Source organism: Hungatella sp. SB206 (assembly GCF_051132295.1).
GTDB lineage: Bacteria > Bacillota > Clostridia > Lachnospirales > Lachnospiraceae > Hungatella > Hungatella effluvii.
Genome location: NZ_CP096603.1, coordinates 4,389,107 through 4,411,968, shown reverse-complemented (window position 1 = coordinate 4,411,968; position 22,862 = coordinate 4,389,107). Strand labels below are relative to the sequence as shown.

General features: G+C 40.1%; 17 protein-coding genes. 14 read left to right on the top strand and 3 right to left on the bottom strand.

Features of this window, described 5'->3' with window-relative positions:
- Positions 1 to 29 precede the first annotated feature (29 nt).
- The 6 genes from M1L66_RS19395 to M1L66_RS19370 all read left to right on the top strand — a co-directional run bounded on the left by M1L66_RS19395 (position 30) and on the right by M1L66_RS19370 (position 9,842).
- Positions 30 to 6,107, top strand: coding sequence for a helicase-related protein (locus tag M1L66_RS19395; protein WP_412249912.1), 6,078 nt, complete (start codon positions 30 to 32; stop codon positions 6,105 to 6,107).
- Between the two features lie 32 nt (positions 6,108 to 6,139).
- Complete coding sequence (locus M1L66_RS19390) at positions 6,140 to 6,757, top strand: septation protein SpoVG family protein (RefSeq protein ID WP_006567771.1); 618 nt, start codon at positions 6,140 to 6,142, stop codon at positions 6,755 to 6,757.
- Between the two features lie 3 nt (positions 6,758 to 6,760).
- On the top strand, positions 6,761 to 7,162 hold the full coding sequence (locus tag M1L66_RS19385) for a hypothetical protein (protein WP_006567770.1): 402 nt from the start codon (positions 6,761 to 6,763) through the stop codon (positions 7,160 to 7,162).
- Between the two features lie 6 nt (positions 7,163 to 7,168).
- Entirely contained in the window at positions 7,169 to 7,900 is a 732-nt protein-coding gene (locus M1L66_RS19380) for a hypothetical protein (RefSeq protein WP_141709597.1), read from the top strand.
- 510 nt (positions 7,901 to 8,410) lie between these two features.
- Positions 8,411 to 8,743, top strand: coding sequence for a helix-turn-helix domain-containing protein (locus M1L66_RS19375; RefSeq protein ID WP_006567768.1), 333 nt, complete (start codon positions 8,411 to 8,413; stop codon positions 8,741 to 8,743).
- Positions 8,744 to 8,924: 181 nt separating this feature from the next.
- Positions 8,925 to 9,842, top strand: coding sequence for a hypothetical protein (locus tag M1L66_RS19370; RefSeq protein ID WP_008724762.1), 918 nt, complete (start codon positions 8,925 to 8,927; stop codon positions 9,840 to 9,842).
- Between the two features lie 164 nt (positions 9,843 to 10,006).
- Here M1L66_RS19370 and M1L66_RS19365 read toward each other — a convergent pair whose 3' ends face one another.
- Positions 10,007 to 10,819, bottom strand: a complete 813-nt coding sequence (locus M1L66_RS19365; protein ID WP_008724765.1) for a hypothetical protein — start codon at positions 10,817 to 10,819, stop codon at positions 10,007 to 10,009.
- A gap of 250 nt (positions 10,820 to 11,069) precedes the next feature.
- On the opposite strand from M1L66_RS19365, the gene M1L66_RS19360 reads away from it, so the two are divergent.
- From M1L66_RS19360 to M1L66_RS19325, 8 genes are all read left to right on the top strand, one after another.
- Positions 11,070 to 11,396: a helix-turn-helix domain-containing protein gene (locus tag M1L66_RS19360; protein ID WP_233458272.1), complete on the top strand. Its 327-nt coding sequence runs from the start codon at positions 11,070 to 11,072 to the stop codon at positions 11,394 to 11,396.
- Between the two features lie 338 nt (positions 11,397 to 11,734).
- A complete protein-coding gene (locus M1L66_RS19355) occupies positions 11,735 to 12,106 on the top strand; it encodes a helix-turn-helix domain-containing protein (RefSeq protein WP_006567762.1) in 372 nt (123 codons plus the stop codon).
- Positions 12,107 to 12,317: 211 nt separating this feature from the next.
- Complete coding sequence (locus M1L66_RS19350; protein WP_006567761.1) at positions 12,318 to 12,680, top strand: helix-turn-helix domain-containing protein; 363 nt, start codon at positions 12,318 to 12,320, stop codon at positions 12,678 to 12,680.
- 108 nt (positions 12,681 to 12,788) lie between these two features.
- The gene (locus M1L66_RS19345; protein WP_006567760.1) at positions 12,789 to 13,046 is read left to right on the top strand and encodes a DUF6870 family protein; all 258 of its coding nucleotides are present in this window, start codon (positions 12,789 to 12,791) and stop codon (positions 13,044 to 13,046) included.
- A gap of 182 nt (positions 13,047 to 13,228) precedes the next feature.
- The gene (locus M1L66_RS19340; RefSeq protein WP_006567759.1) at positions 13,229 to 14,914 is read left to right on the top strand and encodes a recombinase family protein; all 1,686 of its coding nucleotides are present in this window, start codon (positions 13,229 to 13,231) and stop codon (positions 14,912 to 14,914) included.
- Positions 14,907 to 16,565 (top strand): recombinase family protein, encoded by a 1,659-nt coding sequence (locus tag M1L66_RS19335; RefSeq protein ID WP_024739136.1) that lies wholly within the window; start codon positions 14,907 to 14,909, stop codon positions 16,563 to 16,565. Before M1L66_RS19340 ends, M1L66_RS19335 begins: the two co-directional genes overlap by 8 nt.
- A gap of 2 nt (positions 16,566 to 16,567) precedes the next feature.
- Complete coding sequence (locus tag M1L66_RS19330; RefSeq protein ID WP_006567755.1) at positions 16,568 to 18,151, top strand: recombinase family protein; 1,584 nt, start codon at positions 16,568 to 16,570, stop codon at positions 18,149 to 18,151.
- Between the two features lie 33 nt (positions 18,152 to 18,184).
- Positions 18,185 to 18,790, top strand: a complete 606-nt coding sequence (locus tag M1L66_RS19325; protein WP_006567754.1) for a hypothetical protein — start codon at positions 18,185 to 18,187, stop codon at positions 18,788 to 18,790.
- A gap of 554 nt (positions 18,791 to 19,344) precedes the next feature.
- Here the strand turns inward: M1L66_RS19325 and M1L66_RS19320 are convergent.
- Positions 19,345 to 21,069 (bottom strand): ABC transporter ATP-binding protein, encoded by a 1,725-nt coding sequence (locus M1L66_RS19320; protein ID WP_434687707.1) that lies wholly within the window; start codon positions 21,067 to 21,069, stop codon positions 19,345 to 19,347.
- Complete coding sequence (locus tag M1L66_RS19315; RefSeq protein WP_006567751.1) at positions 21,070 to 22,824, bottom strand: ABC transporter ATP-binding protein; 1,755 nt, start codon at positions 22,822 to 22,824, stop codon at positions 21,070 to 21,072.
- Positions 22,825 to 22,862 lie beyond the last annotated feature (38 nt).

Below are 22,862 nucleotides of genomic sequence, written 5' to 3'. Positions count from 1 at the left end.
CTTTTTCTGTTGAACCAGTGCCTGTAGAAGTGACAGATGAATTATGCAGAGAAGTGGTATTAGCAGGCGCACTGGAACCTATCCTAAAGAAAAAGATCTATGATTTCTTTGAGTTAAATGAAGGGATAGAGGAGCGTGTTGAATTTCTTTATCAGATTTACGAAGGTGGAGACACCATTATTACTGGTGAGGGACTTGAATTTGAATATGAGACAGATAATACGGGAATCCAGTTATACTGGCATGAGCAGAGGCAGTATCTAAGTGGGTATCTTCCATTTAAGATAGTGGCAGAAGAAATCCTATTATTAATCGAAAGCGGGGAATACTATCAGCCAATAAAAAAGGACGTGGAAATACCGGAATCATTGGCCGAAACAGTAGAAAATTTCCTGGAAACGGCAGATGGCAGGATAGTATTTGACATGATTTATGATGTAATGACCATAAACTTACTGCCCCAGCAGGAAACCGAATTTATACGGCAGAGTTTCCTTTCCCTGCTTGGTTCAGATGTGGATTGGATATTTACCTCAACACTGACCTTCCATGCTGGAGAGATTTCTTGTTCTTTTGACGGTAATAAGGTGCAGACCTATCCGTGGCGTGTGATCCGGGACATTCTGGCCCGGATAATCGAATTAGATCAATATCCTGAATCCAGCCAGGATTTCTCTGTAGAGGAAATTAAAAGAATTCCCTGGTTTCAAAATCTGGCGTCCCAATACCAGGGGTTATTAGAACAGGCCGGCGAGACACCGGCAGTAACAATACCATATTTAAGTGCGGATACCGTAATTGAGAAAGATGACAAAAGAACAGAGGATACAGGAGAAGAAATACAGGAGACCCAGGCTGATGGAAGAAGTGAACGGTTAAAGGCAGTATTTGAAGAGGCTGCAAATGCATATGCCCTTCATTCCATGGCATTGATTCCCTCCAAACCATTGATTCAAAGGTTCTTTGAACAGGCAGGGGAAAAGGAAAAACAGGAATTTCTTTCAAAAATTTTGAAAGTTCAGTCTAAGCAGGACTATGGAAAGTCTGCGCTAAATACAAGCTGGGGATTGATCCATTACACGTATGGTGAAAGTGGAGTCGTTGAATTCCGCCTTGTGAATGGAGAAAATGAAGGACATGGGGCTTTTACCATGCAGGAAGTATCGCGTGCAATCCAGGCAGCCATTGATGTGGGAGAGTACCTGCCACCGGGGGAATATGAAGCGGCACGCAAAGAAGAATTTGCCCTATGTCCGGAAGAAACCTTCCTATTATATAAGGAAATGAGTAACCGAAACCAAAACGTCATTCAGGTTTCGGATTTTTTTTACCCTGATGGATGGGAATTCCCTTCCGGTGACAAGACAAAGTATAAGAGTAATGTCGCAGCAATCCGTCTGTTAAAGGAACTGGAACAGTCCTCCCGCCCGGCTACACCAGAGGAACAGGATATCCTCGCCAAATACATAGGATGGGGAGGTCTTGCTAATGTATTCAATCCTAAGAGTCCAAACTGGACAAACGAGTATCAGGAACTGCAGACGCTGTTGACAGAGGAAGAATATGAGCAGGCCAGGGGAAGTATTAATTCCGCATTTTACACGCCGCCCGTTGTCGCTAAGTCAATCTATAAAGCATTGGAGCAGTTTGGGTTCACAAATGGTTCCATCTTGGAACCCAGTATGGGCGTCGGGAACTTTTATAGTGTCCTGCCGGAAGATATGCGGGATTCCCGTCTTTATGGAGTGGAATTGGACAGTATCAGTGGAAGGATTGCAAAACAGCTTCACCCTCATGCCGCAATTGAAGTCAAAGGATTTGAAAAGACAAAGTTTGAAAAGGACAGCTTTGATGTCATCGTGGGAAATGTTCCTTTCGGCGCGTACAAAATTTTTGATCCTGAATATAAAAAGTATGGTTTCCGTATTCACGATTATTTTTTGGCAAAATCCATGGACCTGCTTCGCCCTGGAGGAATCATTGCGGTTGTCACAACAAAATTCACCATGGATAAAGCCAATTCCACGATACGAAAATACTTGGCGGAGCGTGCAGACTTTATCGGCGCGGTACGTCTGCCAGGGATTGCCTTCAAAAAGGACGCGGGAGCAGAAGTGACATCTGACATTATCTTCCTTCAAAAGAAGGGAAGTGTACTGTCCACAAATAAATCAGAGGAATGGATGAACATCACCTATACCGATGATGGGGTGCCGGTCAATGAGTATTATATGAACCATCCGGAAATGATGCTGGGAAAGATGGCTTTTGACAGGCATACCTATGGTCAAAACTCTAATTATACAGAACTGATCGTAGAAGATGAGGAAAATTTTAATCTTGAAGAAGATTTGAATCATGCTATTTCTTTTCTATCAGCCGATTATTGTCCGGTAGAGGAAAAAACGCTGCTCCCTGATGTAAACAGCAAGGAAGAACTTCCCAATACCATGCCGGCCCTCTTAGATGTGGCAAATAACACATATACAGTCATAGAGGGAGAAATCTATTACCGGGATAATGATATCATGGTGAGATGGTCGGGAAACGAGACGCAACGGAATCGTATCCTTGGAATGCATGCTATCCGGCAGTCGGTCAGATACCTGATTGATATTCAGACACATGGGTGCAGTACAGATCAACTTGTTGAGGCACAGGAAAAGCTAAATAAGATTTATGATCCTTATGTAAAGAAGTATGGATATCTGTCCAGCCGTGCCAACAAGTTAGCATTCCGGGAGGACAATGACTACTATCTGTTATGCAGCCTGGAAACGGAAGATGAAAACAAGAATATAAAGAAGGCGGATATCTTTTATAAACAGACTATTGCGCCAGTTTCCATAGTTAAGAAGGTGGATACAGCCATGGACGCGTTGAAAGTCAGCCTGGCGGAATATGGGAAGGTACATATCCCCTATATGCTGAGTGTCTATCCGGTAGAACGGGAACGGCTCCTGCAGGAATTAAAAGGGCAGGTATTCTTAAACCCAGTCAAAGCGGCTGATGGGAATCCTAATCAGGGATGGGAAACGGCAAGTGAGTATTTGAGCGGTCCGGTTCGGAATAAACTAAAGGCTGCAGAAGTGTATGCAAAAGATAATCCCGTCTATTTGGCAAATGTAGAAGCCCTGAAAGCGGTGCAGCCGGAAGATTTGACGGCAACGGAAATCGGCGTAAAGTTGGGAACCTCTTGGATTGATCAGGAAGATTATGAGGCATTTATCTATGAGACGCTGAATACGCCGGATCAGTACAGAGACGGGACTTATGCAATCAAGGTACAGTTAAACCGATATACTATGTCTTACAAGGTTACTAATAAATCCAGCGACTATTCTTCTGTGGCGGCAAGCCAGACATATGGAACAAAAAGGATTGATGCATATTCCATCATAGAGGCGTTACTGAACCAGAATGTAATTACCGTCAAAGATAAGATTGAAGTTGGGGACAGTGAACGGTATGTAGTAAATCAGAAAGAAACAACTCTGGCAAGGGAAAAGGCAACCCTCATAAAAGATGCTTTTAAGGAGTGGATATGGAAAGATCCGCAGCGTAGAAAAAAATATGTGGATTTTTACAATCAGAACTTCAATGATAACCGTCTGCGGGTTTATGACGGTTCTTATTTATCGTTCCCCGGTATGAATCCGGAAATAAATATGCGGGACCATCAACGGAATGTTGTAGACCGGGCACTGCATGGAAGCACTTTGCTGGCCCATGCGGTTGGGGCTGGAAAAACCTATGAAATTGCGGCTATCTGTATGGAGTTGAAACGGCTGAAGCTGATGCATAAAGCAATGATTGTCGTACCGAATCATCTTGTGGGGCAGATGGCGGCAGAATTCCTGCACTTATATCCCAGTGCCAATCTACTTGTGACATCGAAAGAAGATTTTAAAAGTGAAAATAGAAGAAAGCTGACATGTAGGATTGCTGCAAATAATTATGATGCCGTGATTTTGGGACACTCTCAATTTGAGAGGATTCCCCTGTCTGCGGAAAGGCGTGCGAAAATTCTTGAAAATCAGGTGGAACGAATTTCGGGGGCCATTGCGGAGATGAAGGAGGAGCAGGGGGCTAAATGGGGGATAAAAGATATGGAGCGTCAACGGAAAAATCTGGAATCCCAAATTTTAAGTCTGAGAAATGATGCAAAAAAGGATGATGTTCTGGATTTTGAACAGTTAGGGATAGATGCATTGTTTGTAGATGAAGCGCATGTGTTTAAAAACCTGTCTATCTTTTCAAAAATCCGTAATGTGGCAGGTATTTCCACCAATGGTTCCCAGCGGGCTATGGATATGTTCCAAAAGATCCAGTATATCCAGGAACTGACCGGAGGAAGAAATGTTATCCTTGCAACCGGGACGCCTATCTCCAATACCATGTGTGAAATGTATGTCATGCAGTTGTATCTGCAGTCACAGAAACTACATGAGAAGGGGATTGACCATTTTGACAGTTGGGCGGCCAATTTTGGCGAAGTTACCACTTCGCTTGAAATGTCACCAGAGGGCGGATACCGAATGCGGAGCCGGTTCAATAAATTCTGTAATCTGCCGGAGCTTATGAATATGTTCCGGGAGGTGGCTGATATCCAATTGCCTTCAATGCTGAACCTGAATGTACCTAAGTTAAAAGGTGGGAAATACAAAATTGTGGAGAGCGTGGCGTCTGAGAGTGTTGAGTACATGATGCAGGAACTGGCTAAACGCGCGGAAGCAATACGAGCAGGGAATGTAGATCCAACGGTCGATAACATGCTCAAGATCACCAACGAAGCAAGGTTGCTCGGCACCGATCCCCGGCTGATTGACCCAGATGCGGAAGTAGATGGTGACGGCAAACTCTTTCAGGCGGCAGAGAATATTTATCAGGAATACATTGGTTCCCAGGAGTTTAAGGGGACACAAGCTGTCTTTTGCGATATTGGCACGCCCACAGGAAACAAGAAATTTAATGTATATGACTTTCTGAAACAGGAGCTGATCAGGAAAGGAATACCAGAAGATGAAATTGCATTTATTCATGATGCCCATAGTGATAAGCAGAAAGAGGAATTATTTGCAGACATGAGGAGCGGCAGGAAACGAATCCTCCTGGGAAGCACGTCCATGATGGGAACAGGAACCAATATCCAAAAACGCCTTGTCGCGGCTCATCACATTGATTGCCCGTGGAAACCTTCGGATATTGAGCAGAGGGAAGGGCGTATCATACGCCAGGGAAATGATAATGAAGAAGTCAATATATACCGCTATATCACGAAAAAGACATTTGACAGTTACCTCTGGGGGATTGTAGAAAATAAGCAGAGGTTTATCAGCCAGATAATGACAGACAAAACGGTTGAAAGGGAATGTCAGGACGTAGACGAAACCATTTTATCCTTTGCGGAAATCAAGGCAATTGCGTCTGGGAATCCTATGATTATGGAAAAAACCGAGGTAGACACGGAAGTTTCGCGTCTGCAGGTCTTGAAGGCAAGCTATGAGAGCCAGCGCTATGTCCATCAGGATAATTTCCTTTTCAAATATCCAGAATTGATTAAGAAGACTGAGAACCGATTGTATGCTATGGAAAAAGATATCAGGAAACGTGACCAGGCACTCTGTATGGAGCCGGACTTTTTCGTTACTCTGAACGGCCTTAGATATGATGAACGTGAGGCGGCGGGCAGCGTTATCTTAGAGATGGCACATTCCCTTGAAAGTATGGAAAGCAGGACGGTGGGCAGCTATAAGGGGTTTGATGTAGTGGTAGAAAAAAAGTATTCTGACTGTATCATAAAGCTGAGTGGGGAACTGACTTATTCGGCAGATATGAGCAGCAGTGCTTCCGGAAATATGGTCCGTATGGAGAACCTGTTGGGGAGTTTGGAAAAGAGAGTTGCCGCACATAAAGAAAAACTGGAAGAGTACAAAAGAAATATGGAGGAATCTAAAAGGGAGTTTAATAAAGAATTCCCCTATGAATCGGAGTTGAAACAAAAACTAATCCGCCAGCAGGAAATCAATAACGAGCTGGAGATAAAAGATGAGGGAGAAGAACTGGTGGTAACAGAGGAACTCCCGGAACCGGCGATGTCCAGATAGAATTCATTAAAAAAGTAGAAGGAGACTAAATTATGAAATATACAGTAAATATTTATGAGGTATCAACAGAGAAAGATAAAAAACTGAGGGCATTTGCTGCGGTAACGTTCGGTGACAGATTTAAAGTAACCGGTATCACTATCAGGGAGGGAAGATCAGGGAATCTTTATGTGAGTATGCCGCAGTATCCAACGGGGGAAAAAGATGAACAGAATAAGCCGATATACAGTGATGTGTTTTTTCCAAAAACTACGGATTTCAGTACCGCATTAAGGGGAGAAATTCTGGAGGCGTACCAGGAACGTATGGGAGGGAAAAACGAAGTTGACCTCACTTATGGGGAGGAAGATTTTGACTATTATGTTCAGGTAGTAAACAACAGAGATTTGTCCAATACCACTAAGGCATATGCCAGACTTGTGATTGGTGATGTATTTGTAGTTAATCAGATTTCTGTCAAACGATCCTTTGCAGGAAATAACTTTGTGGCTATGCCTTCCCAGCGACGCATGGTTGAAGGAAAGGCGGAATATCAGGATATCTGCTATCCAGTGACAAAGGATTTTCATGACAGGCTGCAGGGAGATATTATGAGCCAGTTTGAGCAGAATAGGGAAAAACTGCGCTCTGCAAAGGAAAAAGCGAGGTGACTTATGGAGAAGAAAATCAATACTACAATAGGCCGTCTGGAGGAATTGGAAGAGGAAGAATGGGATGGCGAGAACTTCCTTTTTGAAACGGATGAGGAACATCAGGTCTGGCTGGACAAAAAACACTTGGTTATCCAGGAACTTGGCTTGCAAATACATAGCGGTGTCTGGTATGAAAAATATGAAGATGATGAGGACGACAGCTTTGAACCGGATTTTGATTTTTATATGTTTTTTGATGCCGGTACAAAGGAGTATCTGTACATGGAACAGGGAAGTTCCCTAATTACCTGCATTCATAATTTTACCGGGTTGAGCTGGGAAGAGATTGAAGGACGGGCGTGTGAGGTTATCCAGACAGATCGTGATATTCAAGTCGAAGAACAGACATTAATCTATCAATAGGAGGTGGTGAGCATAGAAATAAACATGGAACATGTAGGCTGGACATTGAAAGGAAGATGCCGGGAAGTGGCGGTGTCATTTGAACACGAATTTGCCGGTTCAGTCATATATGGAGAAACCATAAAAGAAGGGCGCTGGTTTTATACTCTTCCTTACCGGAAATCTGGCGGTGCAATTGAAGAACCAAACGCAGGCAACATTGATTACAATGGAAAAATAATTGGAAACGACCTTGGTAGTGCGGAATTGGGTGAGATATTTTCAAAATCTATATCTGAAGATTACGAAATGCTAAAGACTATCCAGAATATTGTCCAACAAATGGAATTGATAGAGGATATCTCCATAAATAAGATGGTATCAGGAGAAATTTATGGTTTTGAGGATGATGGCTGCCACTCTCTTATTATCTCTGCCTTATCAGAGGATATAATCTATTTTCTGCGGCTTGATCAGGACGGCAAAGACTATATTTTTGCAGATGATGAGGATGAAAAGGTTGAATGCTGGCCATTGAATTGTCTGCAAAGTATGGCGGAATATAAGCCGGAGGATTTCGGATATGATGCTGGAACCTTGCGGGGATTATATTATTATGCTGATACAGAAATTTATAATCTGCCAGAAAAACTTGTAGACTATGAAAAAACGGAGTTTGTTAGCGCAATGGAGTTTGCGGAGCGGTTAAAACTACAGATTCCAGATATTATCCGGCCAGGAGAAAAGAAAATTCGATAATGCGCAGAAATGATTTAGAATAAGCAGATGGAATATGGAGGAATAAGTGGTGGATAACAAAAAAGTAATCAATCAAACTAGATATGAGGCACTGATACAGGAGGGATTCCCAGAAGGGATATTGTGCGTATAGCAGAATTAATCAAGTATATACCAGCTATCTTGCAGGCGTTAATTCAAAACCCCCTTTTTATGCAAATAGTTACAATTATGACCTGATAGACACCAGAAGGACATGTGCCCTGCGTCTCTATGGTTATACACTGGGAGATTATGGAACCATAATAGACAGTAATGCATACAGATATGTGGAATTTTGGGCAGGCAGCGGAATGTAACAATAAAATCCGCTGAAAACAGGGCTGATAGTTTGTGCTTTTAGATTGTTCTTTTACTGTTGTTTGTAACTAAAAGTTAATGCATGTAATAAAATGGTGGTCTGTATATTTGAAGAACCGGATTGTATACTAAATTATAACAAATGTAACTATTAGTGAATGGTGGGATTAAATGAATACCAAGAGATTAGGTAGGAAAATCAGGGAAAAACGTAAACAGTGTGGATTGACAAGCCAGCAATTGGCTGATCTATGTCATGTACATGACGGCTATATCCGACAATTGGAAAGCGGGAAAAAGGTTCCCAGTATGCCATTGTTATTGAGCCTGTGTGATGAGTTGGAAACGTCCCCCAATTACCTCTTGGAATATGCAGAAGCAGGCGATGATAAGCAACTATTAAATCGCCTGTATAAGCTTAGTCCAGAACAAAAAAACACAATGATATGTATGCTGGACGCTTATATAACTTATGAAGAAAAGAAAAAGGGTGAGGAGGCATAATCTGTGTCTCTGTATATTTAGAATATTCTCAAGTAATTGGTTGATGATTATTAAAGGGAGCGCGTTATTGCGGCTCCCTTTTGCATTTTGTTTTGTTAATGGAACGAGCCAAAGTTTGACAAATTACGAAATAACAAGTAACATAAAAGTCTAAATAATAGCTTTTTTGTGGAGGGTTAATTTGATAGATGAGATAAAAAAATATGTTAAGGAAATATTAATGATAGTCGAATTTGAAATATGGGAAAGAAACAGGGAGAAGCACATGATTCTCCAGACAAGAAATATACAGAATAACATGACAATGTTACCATATGAAAGCGACTTCCTGTGTTTAATCCACGATTATTGTAAAATGAATAGAATTTATATAAATGAAATAAAAATATATAGTAATGTAAGACTTTATGTTTTTAAAATATATTTAAAGAATAATATGGATATAATAGCCTTTCCAGTGGAAATAACAAAACATGAACTTATTTTAAGGCGTGAACAGCAAGAACCAGATGGTTTTCATTCTGTGGTGGATAAAGAAATTAAGATACGTTTATGTGATATTAAAATAATAAAAGTGATTCATGATTGTGATGATGTTGATGTTGGAAATCTGGAATTATCAAAACCAATGTATGGATATAAGGCTATACCTGAAATAAATGGGCGTTTGAAAACAAAAGGCTGTGAATATCGACTCAATATACCATGTATAGTAAAAGTAAGAAATCCATATGTTACAGATTTTCAGGATTGCTATTTACATTTTTGTACAACAATAGAGGGCGTAGCATTGTGTCCAGGCAGAACGGAATATTTAGAATCCATAAAAAACTATAAAAGAGGATCATTATCTGCAATAAGACTTTTTCAAGTGAAAGCAGAGGGACATTGTGTTCAATATAGCGGTGATTGGTGGGTCACAAATAAATTAACTGTAATAAAGGAAGTTACTAAAGAAGACATTTATTCATATTTTATGAACAATTCTTTTATAAAAGCAAAGGTTATGAAACACTTAAAGTTAAATCATGATTTTTGGGACGGTTTTCTTAAATCAGAAATCCCTCCATTTATCGAATCGGAAACGGATATGATGTGAAAAAATACAACAATCTTTTAATGCAATAAATTAAAATAAATTTTAGGGTGGGTGTCCGGACAAAATGATGTAAATTGTTACTTTGGCAAACGCCGCATGAACACTTCACTATGTTCATGTGGCGTTTTCTTTTGTGTATGTATCTTACGTAAAAAGCTCGTATTTTATTTCGTTTTCTCAAAGGTAATGCGGATGCATTCTGTACTTTTGGAAGACGCAGTGACTGTATATGGTGGCAAAGCAAGTTCCATACTATCAGATATAGGAAAAGGTGTACCTGATGCGTCCATGAGAAGTACATCGTATTTGTTCTCACTCCATATCTTTACACAATCCGTACATAGATATTTTGATATAAGAGATTCATCTGGCTGGGAGTCAGCCTGCATATATATATCTGCACGATAGCTCTCGGAGGTAATGGGTGAGGTTATAATCATAGTTCCGTTCTCGGAAGAGGTGATTGTGACACTATGATTTCCCTCCCAACTTCCTTTTGGAATAGTACTAACGGATCGTGAGTTTAAGTTTATTACACCAAATGCAGACTCATACGAGATATACGATTGGAGTTTACCCGAACAAATCCAGCATTCGGATTTGGAAACTGGACGGTGTACAATAAGCAATACAAAAGTAATAATAAAAAGAATACTAACAAGAGAAGCAATACAGAGCCGTTTTAGTTTGCGCTTTTTTCGGCAGCGCGCTATAGCCTGAGTGAATTGTTCCCATTCTTTTATATGCCGATAGTATGCAGGTTCAAGCCGGGCCCAAAGTTGCTCATACTGTTTGTCTTCAGTAAGATAGGGTAAAGGAAAGAATTCTTTACAAACATCCAGTAAATCAGAGATATCTTCATCACTTACATCACTTTGCGATAGAAAAAGTTGATTTGTTTCAAAGAACGCCTTCTCGACCTGGGAAGAATCGAAATTACCTTCTAGTGCTGTTAAAAATTTTGAAGCCAGCCTCATAGTATTTTCCTCCGAAATGTTATCTAAAAGTTTATTTTCGTATCTATAAGATAACGTTTATTCATATGGATGTCTAGTAAAACTAATCTACAAATGTTCCCTGAAATAGACAATCTTTTTATATACAAATGAAACTGAGATATAACATGTGTCATATTTTGGTGGACTGTTGCGGAGGGGAAAGTGGAATTATACTAGAAGATAACAAAAGTAGCTAATGGTAATATGCATATAGATGGTGAGGTGTGATGTGGACCCAAAAGAATTCGGTGCTAAGTTGAGAGGTAAAAGAAAAGAATGCAAATTGTCATACCAGGAATTGGCTGAAAGGTGTCATGTAAACCATGGATATATCAGGCAGTTGGAAGCTGGCAATAAGCTTCCCAGCGTTTCGCTTTTATTCATTATATGTGATGTTTTAGGTACATCCCCCAATTATCTGTTTGGATATACGGAGGATAATGCTGATAAGGAATTGCTGGAACGTATATATCAATTAACGCCAGAGCAAAAGCGGGTGATGCTTTGTATTTTGGACGCTTATTTAAGCTTAGAAAAGATAGAAACAGAAAGTTAAAGCTGGACAAGAGGCATCTCTGATCTTTGAGATGTCTCTTGTTTTTCGATGGGATATGGTTCGAGTAAACGAGAAAAAATGTCTATTAAATCAAAAAAATGTTGACATAGAAAAAGGCATGCTCTATAATAGCACATATTTTTATGGTAAACCGTTGAGTGGAGGAGTCGCGCTGATTATAGAGAGCTACTGGTGGTGTGATGGCAGCATTTTAAATCAATGTGAATGGGCTTGCGAGATGAAAGTGAAAAAATGATAGGTAATAATTTTAAACGTGTATTGCGATGAAAAATCGTAGTATGGGGACACTCGATAAACGGTAAACAGGAGACAAACATATGAAGGATCATACATGTTCAATAACAGAGAACATTAGAAGGGCACGCGAAGAAAGAGGTCTGACCCAGGAAGCCCTGGCCGAATTGGCCGGAATATCACATAGCCATCTGAGTAAGGTAGAATCTGGCTCCAGGACAATCGGCATGAAAACATATATAAAAATACTGGAAGCTTTAGAGGTTGTTCCTGTTTTGGTATCTGAAGCAGATGGGACGGAAAAGAGCATAGAACTATTGTCACGTTTCTTATGTATCTTAAAGGAATGTCCGGAGTTGGAACTTCAGTTTTACTTAGACACAATTGAGTCGATGAAAGGCAGTTTAAGCAAAATAGCCCTTTCAAATAATGACAATGATGATAAAGTTGCGTGAGTATAAATTTACGGCATTAGTTGAAAATAGAATATGTTTTGTAAGAGAGCTGCCATCTACAGGCAGTTCTTTTTTTCTGGATTTATGTCGGAAAATCTGAAATGGCAAATTATACGCTAGAATTGGATGATATTGGTCTTTACAGTCCGTTCTCAAACAGGAAATCATCATGTAAAATACATTCAAACTTAAAAAGGAGTATGGTACGAAGATGGTTAACAATTTTAATATTGCTCAAAACATTCGTACTTTAAGAGAAGAAAGAGGATATACAATAGAGAAGCTTGCAGAACGGGCAGGGGTGTCTGCAAATCATATGAGTAAAGTTGAAAACGGTTTGAGAAATTTAAGTATGGAATCCTACTTGAATGTATTGGAGGCATTGAACGTATACCCTGTATTGATAGAATCTTCAGATATTGGTGACACGAAGGAACAGTACATATTGGCCTTTATAAATATCATAAAAGGCTGTTCAGGGAGAGAAGCGAGTTTTTTACTGGAGACTGCTGCTTGTATTAAAGAAAACATGAATAAAGCCGGATTTACCCTTCGTGATGGAACCGGGAGATGATAGATACAACCATTTCATAAGGTCTGTATTGAGTATGACACTTTTGGCGTTTGTGAAATATCGTTAAGAAGATGTAAAGAAAATCATTGTCCCGGGAGGTATAGAGAAATGCTTACGATTGAAGAGCTGGATGCTTTCCAACAGATAAAGTTGGATGAGGTTGATATTGATACGCTGGTGGATTTGAATAGTGTAAAAATAGATACCTCTTTACCATGTGAGAAGAGAATGAGAAAAATACTGGACGAAGGAGTAAATCCCTACCTGTTCCGCGTGGGGGACATGAAGATAAAGGTATCTTATTCAAGTACGGGCAGGACCTTATCCGACATAATTGAAAATTTGATAGAAAAAGCAGAGTGTTGATTGAGATTCGCAAAAGAGAAAAAAAGAAGGTGATAAATGGTTAGATAGGTGTGGACAACTGGAATGAATCATGGTAAAATAAAAGCGGAATAGAACTAAACATTTAAGCAGGTTCCTGCTACTTATTTGATGTATGACCCAGGGTTCATGCGCTAACTAATAAGTGGTTAGGAGCTGTTTTTATGCGTAAAAATCATATCTATCGTGCTTATGCTTATCTGCGCTTATCCGTGGAGGATGGCGATCAGATTGAAAGCGACAGCATTAAAAATCAAAGAGTCATAGTACAGCGTTATTGTGGCGGACAACAGGAAATCCAAATCATCGGTGAAGCAGTCGATGATGGGTATACTGGTACAAACTTCAATCGCCCCGGTTTCAAGAAAATCCTGAATCTGATTAAAAGTGGGGAGATTGACTGTATTATCGTAAAAGATCTGAGTCGTTTGGGCAGAGATTTTACGGAAGTATTGCGGTATGTACAGCGTAGATTCCCGGAGTGGGGCGTCCGTTTTATTGCGATTGATGATAACTATGACAGTGAAGCCGAATCCTGCAAAGAGGATTTTCTAACATTACCCATTAAAAGTCTGTTAAATGAAAGCTATCCGGCAAATACAAGTATCAGTATCCGAAATACATTAAAGGCTATGCGTGAGCAGGGACTTTTTGTCGGGGCATACGCGTATTATGGCTATCAAAAAGATCCAAATGATCATCACAGGTTGATTCTTGACCCTATCGCTTCGGAGGTGGTGCGGGATATCTTTCGCTGGAAACTCTGTGGTTTAAGTCAGGATGCCATCGCAACACGGCTTGACAGCCTTGGTATTTTGCCGCCGGCAGACTATAAAGTATCACAGGGGGTCCGGTACAGGACAACATTTAAAAAATATGAACGTAGCCATTGGACTGCCGTAGCTGTAGGAAGAATTCTTAATAATACCGCTTACCTGGGAATACTGATACAAGGAAAAACCACTACTCCGAACTTTAAAGTAAAGAAAATAATCTACAAAAGCGAAGAGGAGTGGGCTGTCGTAGAGGGGGCAATGCCTCCCCTTGTGAGCTGGATTGATTTTATGATTGTCAATCACTTGTTAGAGCATGATACGCGGACAGCGCCTGGTCAGGAAACCGTATATCTTTTTTCTGGGCTACTGGAATGTATAGACTGCCATCAATCACTTGTACGCAAATCCACGAAAGCAGGTGGAAAGGAATATGGATATTATGTGTGCTCTACCAACAGGGAGAATAGCAGGACATGTTCGCCTCACAGGGTTTCAGAATCAAAGTTGAAAAAAAACATTCTTCTGCTGATACAATACCATATTTCTGTTCTTACTGATTTAAAATCAATCTTGTCATATGTTGATACAATACCATTTTCGGACCGCAGGGTACAGAAGGAAAGCTCTCGGATGGAAATGTTAAAAAAGGATTACCAGAGGAATATGAAATTAGCTGCCTCATTATACGGTGACTATCAGGACGAGCTGCTGACAAGAGAGGAATACCTTCAGCTGAAAAAACAGTATTCAAGCCGTTGTACTGAACTGGAAAAGCTGATTGAGCAGCAAAAGGTAGAAAATGATAATATATTTCGGAATATCTGTGGTAAGAATGCATGGATTGATCATTTTTTGCAATTCGGTCAGGTAAAGGAACTTGACCGGAGGCTGGTAGTTAGTTGTATAAAGAGTATTCAAGTCTCCGAAAAGGGAAATCTGGAAATTACGTTCTGGTTTAAAGATGAATTTAGAAAGGTCATAGCAAAAATCAGACAGATTTGTACAGAATTGCCTAACCAGAAAATGGAAACATTCCTGGAAAGCTTAGGGGAAGGCGGTGTCATGTGTGGCTAGAAAAAGCAGAAGGAATCTGGTTGAAGAACAAGTTATTTTCTCACTTAGAGAATACAGATTTGGATCTTATGCACGCTTATCGGTTAGAAGCAATAAAATAAAAAACGATGATTCCATTAGTCATCAGCTGCAGAGAAACGGGGAATTTATAAGCAGGAATCTGTCAGGAAGTATTCTGACCGGTGAATACTGCGATAATGGTGTTTCGGGCACTACATTTAATCGTCCGGGCTTTTCTGAACTGCTCAAAGATATTAAGTCTGGAAAAATCAATGCAGTAATCGTTAAGGATTTTAGCAGATTTGGAAGAAACTATTTGGAAGCGCTGGAGCTGTTAGATGTAGTATTCCCGGAATTAGATGTTCGTTTCATCAGCATAGACGATGGATATGACAGTGCAGATCCACAATGCAGCAAAGAACGAATGGTTTATGTGATTAAACATCTGGCAAATGAATATTACGCCCGTATCTCTTCCAAAAAACTTACCCAGGCCCATGAACTGGCCAGAGGCAATGGGGAGTTCTGGGGAGCGAGGCCGCCATATGGATTTGAGCGTTCAAAAGCCAATAGTAAAATACTCGTGATTGACCCGGAAGCTGCCTCTGTTGTTGTCCGTATATTTAACATGTTTGTGCTGGAAGGATATTCATACTATAAGATTGCCCAAATATTGAATAGGGAGAATATTCCCTCGCCGAAAGCCTATCACTTGATAAAACATGGAAAAGCAGAAAAGGTAGAAAAGAACCCGGAAAAGTATCTGTGGCTGGGCAATTTCATTTCTAGTATCATTCAGAACCCCGTTTATATTGGCTGTTTGGTTACCCATAAAACAGAACAAAGCTATTATAAAGGAAAAAAATTAAAAAGGGTGCCGCGGCAGGAATGGAATATTGAAGAGGATGCTCTACCCCGTATCATAAAGCAGGCAATTTATGACAGGGCCCAAAAGAACGCACAGAAAATCTGGGTGAATAGCTTTACCAGAGAAATTGATAAGAAATATGGATTATTCGCAGGGAAGCTCGTATGTGGAGTTTGCGGAAGGCATATGTCACAAAGCAGGTATCATACAAAGCAGGGAATAGGTATTGAATATCATTGTCCTGGACATGATGTAGCACCTAATCATTGCAAGAACAAATTTATCAATGAAAAAGCAGTATTAAAAGCTGTTACGGTCCTCTTAGATAAGTGGGTCAGTATAGCAATGAAGGAGAAAAAAGCATATAAAAAGGACTCTTTTATAACCAAATTGAAACGGGAATACCAGAATCAGATTGCTGACATTGACCGGGAAATCCAGAGCCTTTTAGTGAGGCAGCAACAATTATACGAAGATTATGTAGATCAGATTCTGGATAAAAGAGAGTACATAGAATTTAAAAGACAGAATATGGAGAAGGTTGATGAACTGAGGGCACTAAAAGGGAGTTTGATTATAGAGTCAAATGATATGGTCAGGAGATATTCTTTAAAGAACAAATGGCTTTCTGCATTGATGGACAAGCAGGGAAATCTCTGCGTGACAGCGGAGATTATTGATGAATTGATTTCGGAAATCAAAATTATAGACAAAACCTCCATGGAAGTTATCTTCAAATTTGAAGATATATTCAGCATGGATTTGATTGCAAAGGCGGTGTGAGGATGAAGAAAAAATTTCTGCTTTTTTATGAACGTCTTTCCAGGGAAGATGGAGACGATGAAAGCTGCAGCATTACAAACCAAAGAAGATTGCTTAACCGATTCAAGGAGGAACACAGTGAATTTCATGATTATCAAGTAGAAGAATTTATTGATGATGGCTACACTGGCAGTAATTTTAACCGACCTAATTTTCAGAATATGATGAGCAGAGTCCGTTCTTTATATGGAAATATGATAGTAATAGCAACGAAGGATTTCTCCAGACTTGGCAGGGACACCATAGATACCGTCAATTATTTAGAAAAGATATTTCCTTTTTTGGAAGTACGCTATATTGCGATTAATGATGATTATGACAGCAAAGATTATCAATATGGTATAGATTTTGAAGCCAAATTCAAGAATTTGATTAATGGGTTAGTTCCAATTCAGGCGTCTACCACTCAGAAGAGAATTAAGATGGAGGAGGCTCTTCAAGGAAAGCATAACGGCCCAGTACCTCTTTATGGATATCGGTATACAGCTGACCGTGAATATGAGGTGGATTGGGAGGCGGCATATGTACTACAAATAATTATGGATCTATTAGACCAGAAAAAAAGTTATAAGTTTATAATTAAGTTCCTGGCTGAAAAAGGAATTGATCCGCCGAGCGTTTATTTGGCTAAAAAATACAATGCCAAATTATGTAAGACCAGTTCTATCTGGAATAAAACAACACTGAAAAAGATTGCAAGGAATAAAGCTTATTTGGGATATTCAGTACGTCATAAGGAAGAGGCTTGTGTATTGGGGACAAAAGGAACACGGGCAGTGAATAAGGCGGACCAAATTCTTGTTCCAAACAGACAGCCGAAAATTATCAGAGAAGAGCAGTTTAACAGGGTGAATGAGTGGCTGGATGAGAGGGCTGCTAAAAGTGGTTGCAAAAGTGGACCGAGGCGCAGAGTATCAGCATTATATAAAAATGTGTATTGTGTACATTGCGGTTCAGCATTAAGCAGGCGCAGATATCATGAAGATAATGACTTTTACTATTGTTTGGCTAAGCGTGAAAATCCATTGTCGGATTGTACTTTTCCGCCTATTGAAACAGCGGTATTAGAAAAAGCAGTGTTTTCGGTTATACAATTCAATTTAAGATTATTTACTGACAGCAAAAAGAAAATCTTAAAGGCTTTGAATCATAATATGGCAGATTACCATGCAATCATGGAAAGATTTCAGGAGAGGGCAGAAGAAATAAAGCAGAAGAAAATGAACTTGTATGAAGATTACAGAGCAGGGCATGTAAGCAGAGAAGAATATCTGATAAAAAAACAGAAATTGTCAGAACAGCTTGTTCCATTGGAGGCAGGAATTCAAAAGGTGGAAGAAGGAATCCGAAAATATGATGAGGCAAATATCATATTCTATTCAGATTTTGCCCGATTGGTCGATGAGTTTAGAAATGAGGAGGCGTTGTCTCCGGAGTTGGCTGATGCCTTTATTGAAAAAGTGTTGGTAGACAAGAATCATAATATTGAAGTTGTTTTTAAATTTCAGGACGAAATTAATATGCTGTGTATGAGAAAAGCAAGTTAATTACTTTCAAATTAAAAGGAGTGGACAATCTATATGAAGAATATTAAGGATTGTATGAAAAGTCGTATGAAAAAGAGGGCCGAGTTCGTAAAGGCACCCTATGGTTATCGTATTAAGGACAGGCAGTTAGTTGTAGAGGAAATGGAAGCTTTTCGCGTGAGGTCTGCTTTAAAGTTTGTTATGGATTATCTGAACAATCCGCCGGAATACATGGTATTGGAGTTCATAGATTATAAAAAAGATACACAGCATCTTGTCTTGAATTACGAGGAGGCGGCAAACAGTATTCCCTATAGTTGGATTTGCCGGCAGGTGGGAAAAGAAATAGAACTTCGGGAACAATACTTTCAGGCGGGAGAAGATATATCATTGCTTGCTTTACAGAATGTGATGGAGCTGTCATTTACAGAAGTGGAATCACATTGGAGTAATCAGGGGAATCTAATGAGAAGTGCAGGCATATGGGCAAAGAGATTGAGAAAAATGCCTGCCTCCGTATACTATGCAGGGGTTGTTACGGCGAGAACAAAATCATATTCAGAAGAGTTGAGATATATAGGCAATTATGAGCCAATAATATCAAAGGAGCAATTTGATGCATTGAATAAACGGGTGAATGAAACTGTATTTGTGGACTAAATATTACTGAATAAACACCTGAAAACATAGAACCGATAACTTATGAGCATATTTCTCATGGTTATCGGTTTTTTTCTTTCTGAACTATGTTGATGAAAACTGTGACTTAGAAGTAGTACAGGAATGCTATAAAAAGCTACATGAATTACTGGCCTGGGGATATCCATTCACATTGATCCGCATTAATAAAAGCTGTATGCATGTAGAATATCTGGACTATATCAATCAGATGGTGAAAAAGCTGTCGAAAAACAATTTGGAAGGCTTTGTAGATGTATGGAAAGAACTTATGTTAAGGGAGGAAAAACTGGCAACTGCAAATACTTTGATTAGATAGGAAAAATAAATTAAAGAGGAATGTGTAGGTTCAGGCAATTGTTTAGTAAAAACAGGTCTATGCAAAAGCGAAAGGTGAGGTATATGGCCTGACGACTGCCCGGTTCTGGAAGGTTAAGAGAAAATGAGTGCCTTGGCACAAAAAGAAAATCAGGGAAGGAATTCATTAAATCCTTCCCTGGTTTTCATTGATACAGAGGGGTGAAATGGGGTAATATTTATAATTGCCATCCGGTGGCTTCCACACGTAATTTAAGGAAATTCCGGTAAATTCCGTCCTTTTTACTGAGCTGGTCATGGGTGCCCTTTTGTTTGACGTGCCCATTATCAATCACAATAATCTGGTCAGCTTTTTGTGCGGTACTCAATCGATGGGCTATGGAAATTAAAGTTTTATTTTTAGTCAGCTCCTCAATCGCAGATAAAAGAGCCTGTTCATTTTCAGGGTCAACACTGGAGGTTGCTTCATCTAAAATGACAATGGGTGCGTCTTTTAAAATTGCCCGTGCAATGGAGATTCTTTGTTTTTCGCCGCCAGATAATGTAGATCCACTTTCGCCAATTACAGTTTGATATCCATCCGGCAAGGCCATAATAAAGTCATGACAGCAGGCTCTTTTTGCTGCCTCCATTACTTCTTCAAGTGACGCATCAGGCTTCCCAAACTTAATATTATTTTCGATTGTGTCATGGAATAGATAAACCTTTTGGAAAACCATACTGATACAGTCAAGCACACTGTCAGCGGTATAGTCTTTCACATTTTGGCCGCCAATACACACAGAGCCTTCCTGAACGTCCCAGAAACGAGCGATTAAGTTACATAATGTCGTTTTACCGCTTCCTGACGGACCTACAATCGCACATGTAGTATGCTCTGGTATGTTTAAGGATATGTGGTCAATAATTCTGCGGGAACCATAGCCAAATGATACATCTTTTAATGAAATCTCATAATTGGAAGGATGGAGTTTATCTGTGGTGGTGTCCATCTGGGGAATATTTGTCACTTCTTCCAAACGGTCTAATTCGGTATTTATTTTCTTACTCAAGAATGCACTGTTTCCCATAGTTTCCAAATCAGAATAAACGGTAAATGCACAAAACAAAAATGTCATACAGAATGGTAGGGAAATTTTTCCGTCCATGTATAAGATACCAGCAGCAGCGATTAAGACGCAGCTCATCAATTTATAGACAAGGCCATATAGCCGGAGAACACCTGCGGTTGCCTTTTCCTGTGAATAATCAGCGTCCCATTTCTTTTGAAATGCAGTGTGTACCTCTTGCTGGCCGCTTTTGCCGTTTGAAAATGAACGGAGAACAGCAATCCCACGTATGTACTCTAAACATTTATTAACCAGATTTTCCTGGGCAGCCTGATAAATTGGCGAATGTTCTGCGGCCCGCTGTCTGACCAGGCGTAATACTGTCAGGCCAATTACTAAGCCTATCATACTTAGTGTCCCTATTATTGGGTTGAAAAAGAACATCATGAAAGACATAAGGAATGCCATGGCAACACCACTGGTCATCTGTTCGATAGCCATCATGGAGTAACCTTCCAGATCCGCTATGGTAGTGGTTAAAATTGTTTGGATGGTTCCAAGGTTCTGCTCTGAAAAATAACCCATAGGTGCTTGTTTTAATCGCTCACCAATTTCTAAACGGTAATCACGGAAAATATCATAACCGGTTCCGCTCATGGTACGGTCACTCATCCATTGGAAAAAGAAACGTCCAAGAATACTAATAAGAATGATAGTTACAGCTTTTAAAATTATTGAGGAGGTTAGTGTATCAAGATTTAACATGATTAAAAATACACTGAGCATCATAAAACTTTGAAAAAAGGATTTTAAAATATTGCACAGTATTCCAACTGTTATTTTTTTTCTGCTGGAGCCGGCGATTTGATAAATACGAGAAATCATTTCAAACATCTAAGATTCTCCTTTCGTTTTGGAAGTTACCGCATCTGAATAATTCTCCCACATTTTCTTATAAAGAGGGCAGTTCTCTAACAGTTCATTTTGCGTTCCGCATCCAGCTATTTTCCCATCAGCTACAACAAGGATTTGATCGGCATTGCGGATTGTATTCAGACGATGTGCAACAACAATTAGGGTTTTCCCGGAAATTAACTTACTGATTGCTTCTTGTATCAGTGCTTCATTTTCCGGGTCTGCATAGGCAGTTGCTTCATCAAGAATAACCACGGAAGCTTTTTTAAGCATGGCACGCGCTATGGTGATACGTTGGCGTTCTCCACCAGATAGGCGGTCTCCGGCATCTCCGGCCATAGTGTCGTAGCCTTTTTCTAATTGCATGATAAAATCATGGCAGTTTGCAGCTTTTGCAACGGTTTCTATTTGTTCGTCCGTTGCGGCTGGATTTCCCATGCGGATATTATCACGGATGGTTTTATCAAAAAGAAAGTTATCCTGTGCAACATAACTGATTTCTCCCATCAGCTGCTCAAAGGGGATGTTGCGAATATCCTGTGAACCAAAAAGCACAGTCCCGGAGGTGGCATCCCAAAATCCCGCCATTAATTTGGCTATGGTAGATTTACCAGATCCGGACGGACCGACAATCGCTGTCATTGATTTCGGTGACGTCTTAAATGAGATATCGTGCAGCACTTCACTTTTGTTATAACCAAAGCAAACGTGACTAAATTCAAATGTCGGTTCTGTGAGAGTAACCGGGTCCGCAGGCCGCTGCAGTTCAGGAGTTTTTAAGAAGGCAGTAACTTGTTCAAGGTTTCCTTTGATCATACTTACCTGCTCCATGGCTTCCGATACTTTCATCAGCGGCCCTGTAAAGCCAAGGGGGACAATAAGACATATCATCAGAACCGGTAAAGTAATCGAACCATTCATAAAAAGCAAAGCGCCGATAGGAAGTGTGCCAAGTAAGGTGGAGGGAAGGACTGCACGAGCGGCCGCATTCCATAGCCAGCACTCACTCCACCATTCCATGGTGCAGTCGTGGAAGTAATTGACAGCTTTTGAGTATTGCCCATAGGACGAGCTGGACCGGTTAAAAGCTTTAATGACCTGAATACCATTTACATATTCCACAAGAGAACTGTTCATTTCATTCGCAGAACACATATAGTTTTCCATACGGGAGGCATATCCGCGCATCATGGCAGCGAAAAACAAACCTCCCAACGGGACAGTAATTAAAGAGGCCAGCCCCATGCGCCAATCCAAAATAAAGATTAATAGAATACTGCATAGAGGTGCTGTGATGTGTGACGGAAGTTCAGGCATAAAATGGGCCATAGAATCCTCTAGCTTTGCCACATTATCTACAATTAAGTTTTTAAAAATGCCGGAAGGGGTTTCCAACATGACGCCCATGGGAACCTTCGCCATTTTATCGGCAATTCTTTCACGTATATTTTGTAAAATAGTAAAGGAAATACGGTGGGACAGAAGGGACGACCTCCATGTAAGGAATGTCTTAATGCACTGGCAAAGTGCCGCGATTCCCGCCAGTATCACCGTATCTTTAGTAGTAGCTGTTCCGGAATAGAGTGAGTCTGCCAACATAGCCAGTATAAGGAATGGAACCATACCAAATAGTTCCCCTAAAACGGCCATAAGAATGGAAAATTTCATTTTCCCCTTGCTACTGCCAACAAACATAAAAAGCTGCCGGATTGCCCCCGGTTCTTTTGATTTCATATAAACATCTTCCTTTCTGCTAATCAGAATTTGTAATT

Bases quoted from the DNA above. Each gene is read 5' to 3' on its own strand.
- M1L66_RS19390 (WP_006567771.1), top strand. From the start codon at position 6,140: ATGAAATATACAGTAAATATTTATGAGGTATCAACAGAGAAAGATAAA.
- M1L66_RS19385 (WP_006567770.1), top strand. From the start codon at position 6,761: ATGGAGAAGAAAATCAATACTACAATAGGCCGTCTGGAGGAATTGGAA.
- M1L66_RS19375 (WP_006567768.1), top strand. From the start codon at position 8,411: ATGAATACCAAGAGATTAGGTAGGAAAATCAGGGAAAAACGTAAACAG.
- M1L66_RS19365 (WP_008724765.1), bottom strand. From the start codon at position 10,819: ATGAGGCTGGCTTCAAAATTTTTAACAGCACTAGAAGGTAATTTCGAT.
- M1L66_RS19355 (WP_006567762.1), top strand. From the start codon at position 11,735: ATGAAGGATCATACATGTTCAATAACAGAGAACATTAGAAGGGCACGC.
- M1L66_RS19350 (WP_006567761.1), top strand. From the start codon at position 12,318: ATGGTTAACAATTTTAATATTGCTCAAAACATTCGTACTTTAAGAGAA.
- M1L66_RS19345 (WP_006567760.1), top strand. From the start codon at position 12,789: ATGCTTACGATTGAAGAGCTGGATGCTTTCCAACAGATAAAGTTGGAT.
- M1L66_RS19340 (WP_006567759.1), top strand. From the start codon at position 13,229: ATGCGTAAAAATCATATCTATCGTGCTTATGCTTATCTGCGCTTATCC.
- M1L66_RS19330 (WP_006567755.1), top strand. From the start codon at position 16,568: ATGAAGAAAAAATTTCTGCTTTTTTATGAACGTCTTTCCAGGGAAGAT.
- M1L66_RS19325 (WP_006567754.1), top strand. From the start codon at position 18,185: ATGAAGAATATTAAGGATTGTATGAAAAGTCGTATGAAAAAGAGGGCC.
- M1L66_RS19320 (WP_434687707.1), bottom strand. From the start codon at position 21,069: ATGTTTGAAATGATTTCTCGTATTTATCAAATCGCCGGCTCCAGCAGA.
- M1L66_RS19315 (WP_006567751.1), bottom strand. From the start codon at position 22,824: ATGAAATCAAAAGAACCGGGGGCAATCCGGCAGCTTTTTATGTTTGTT.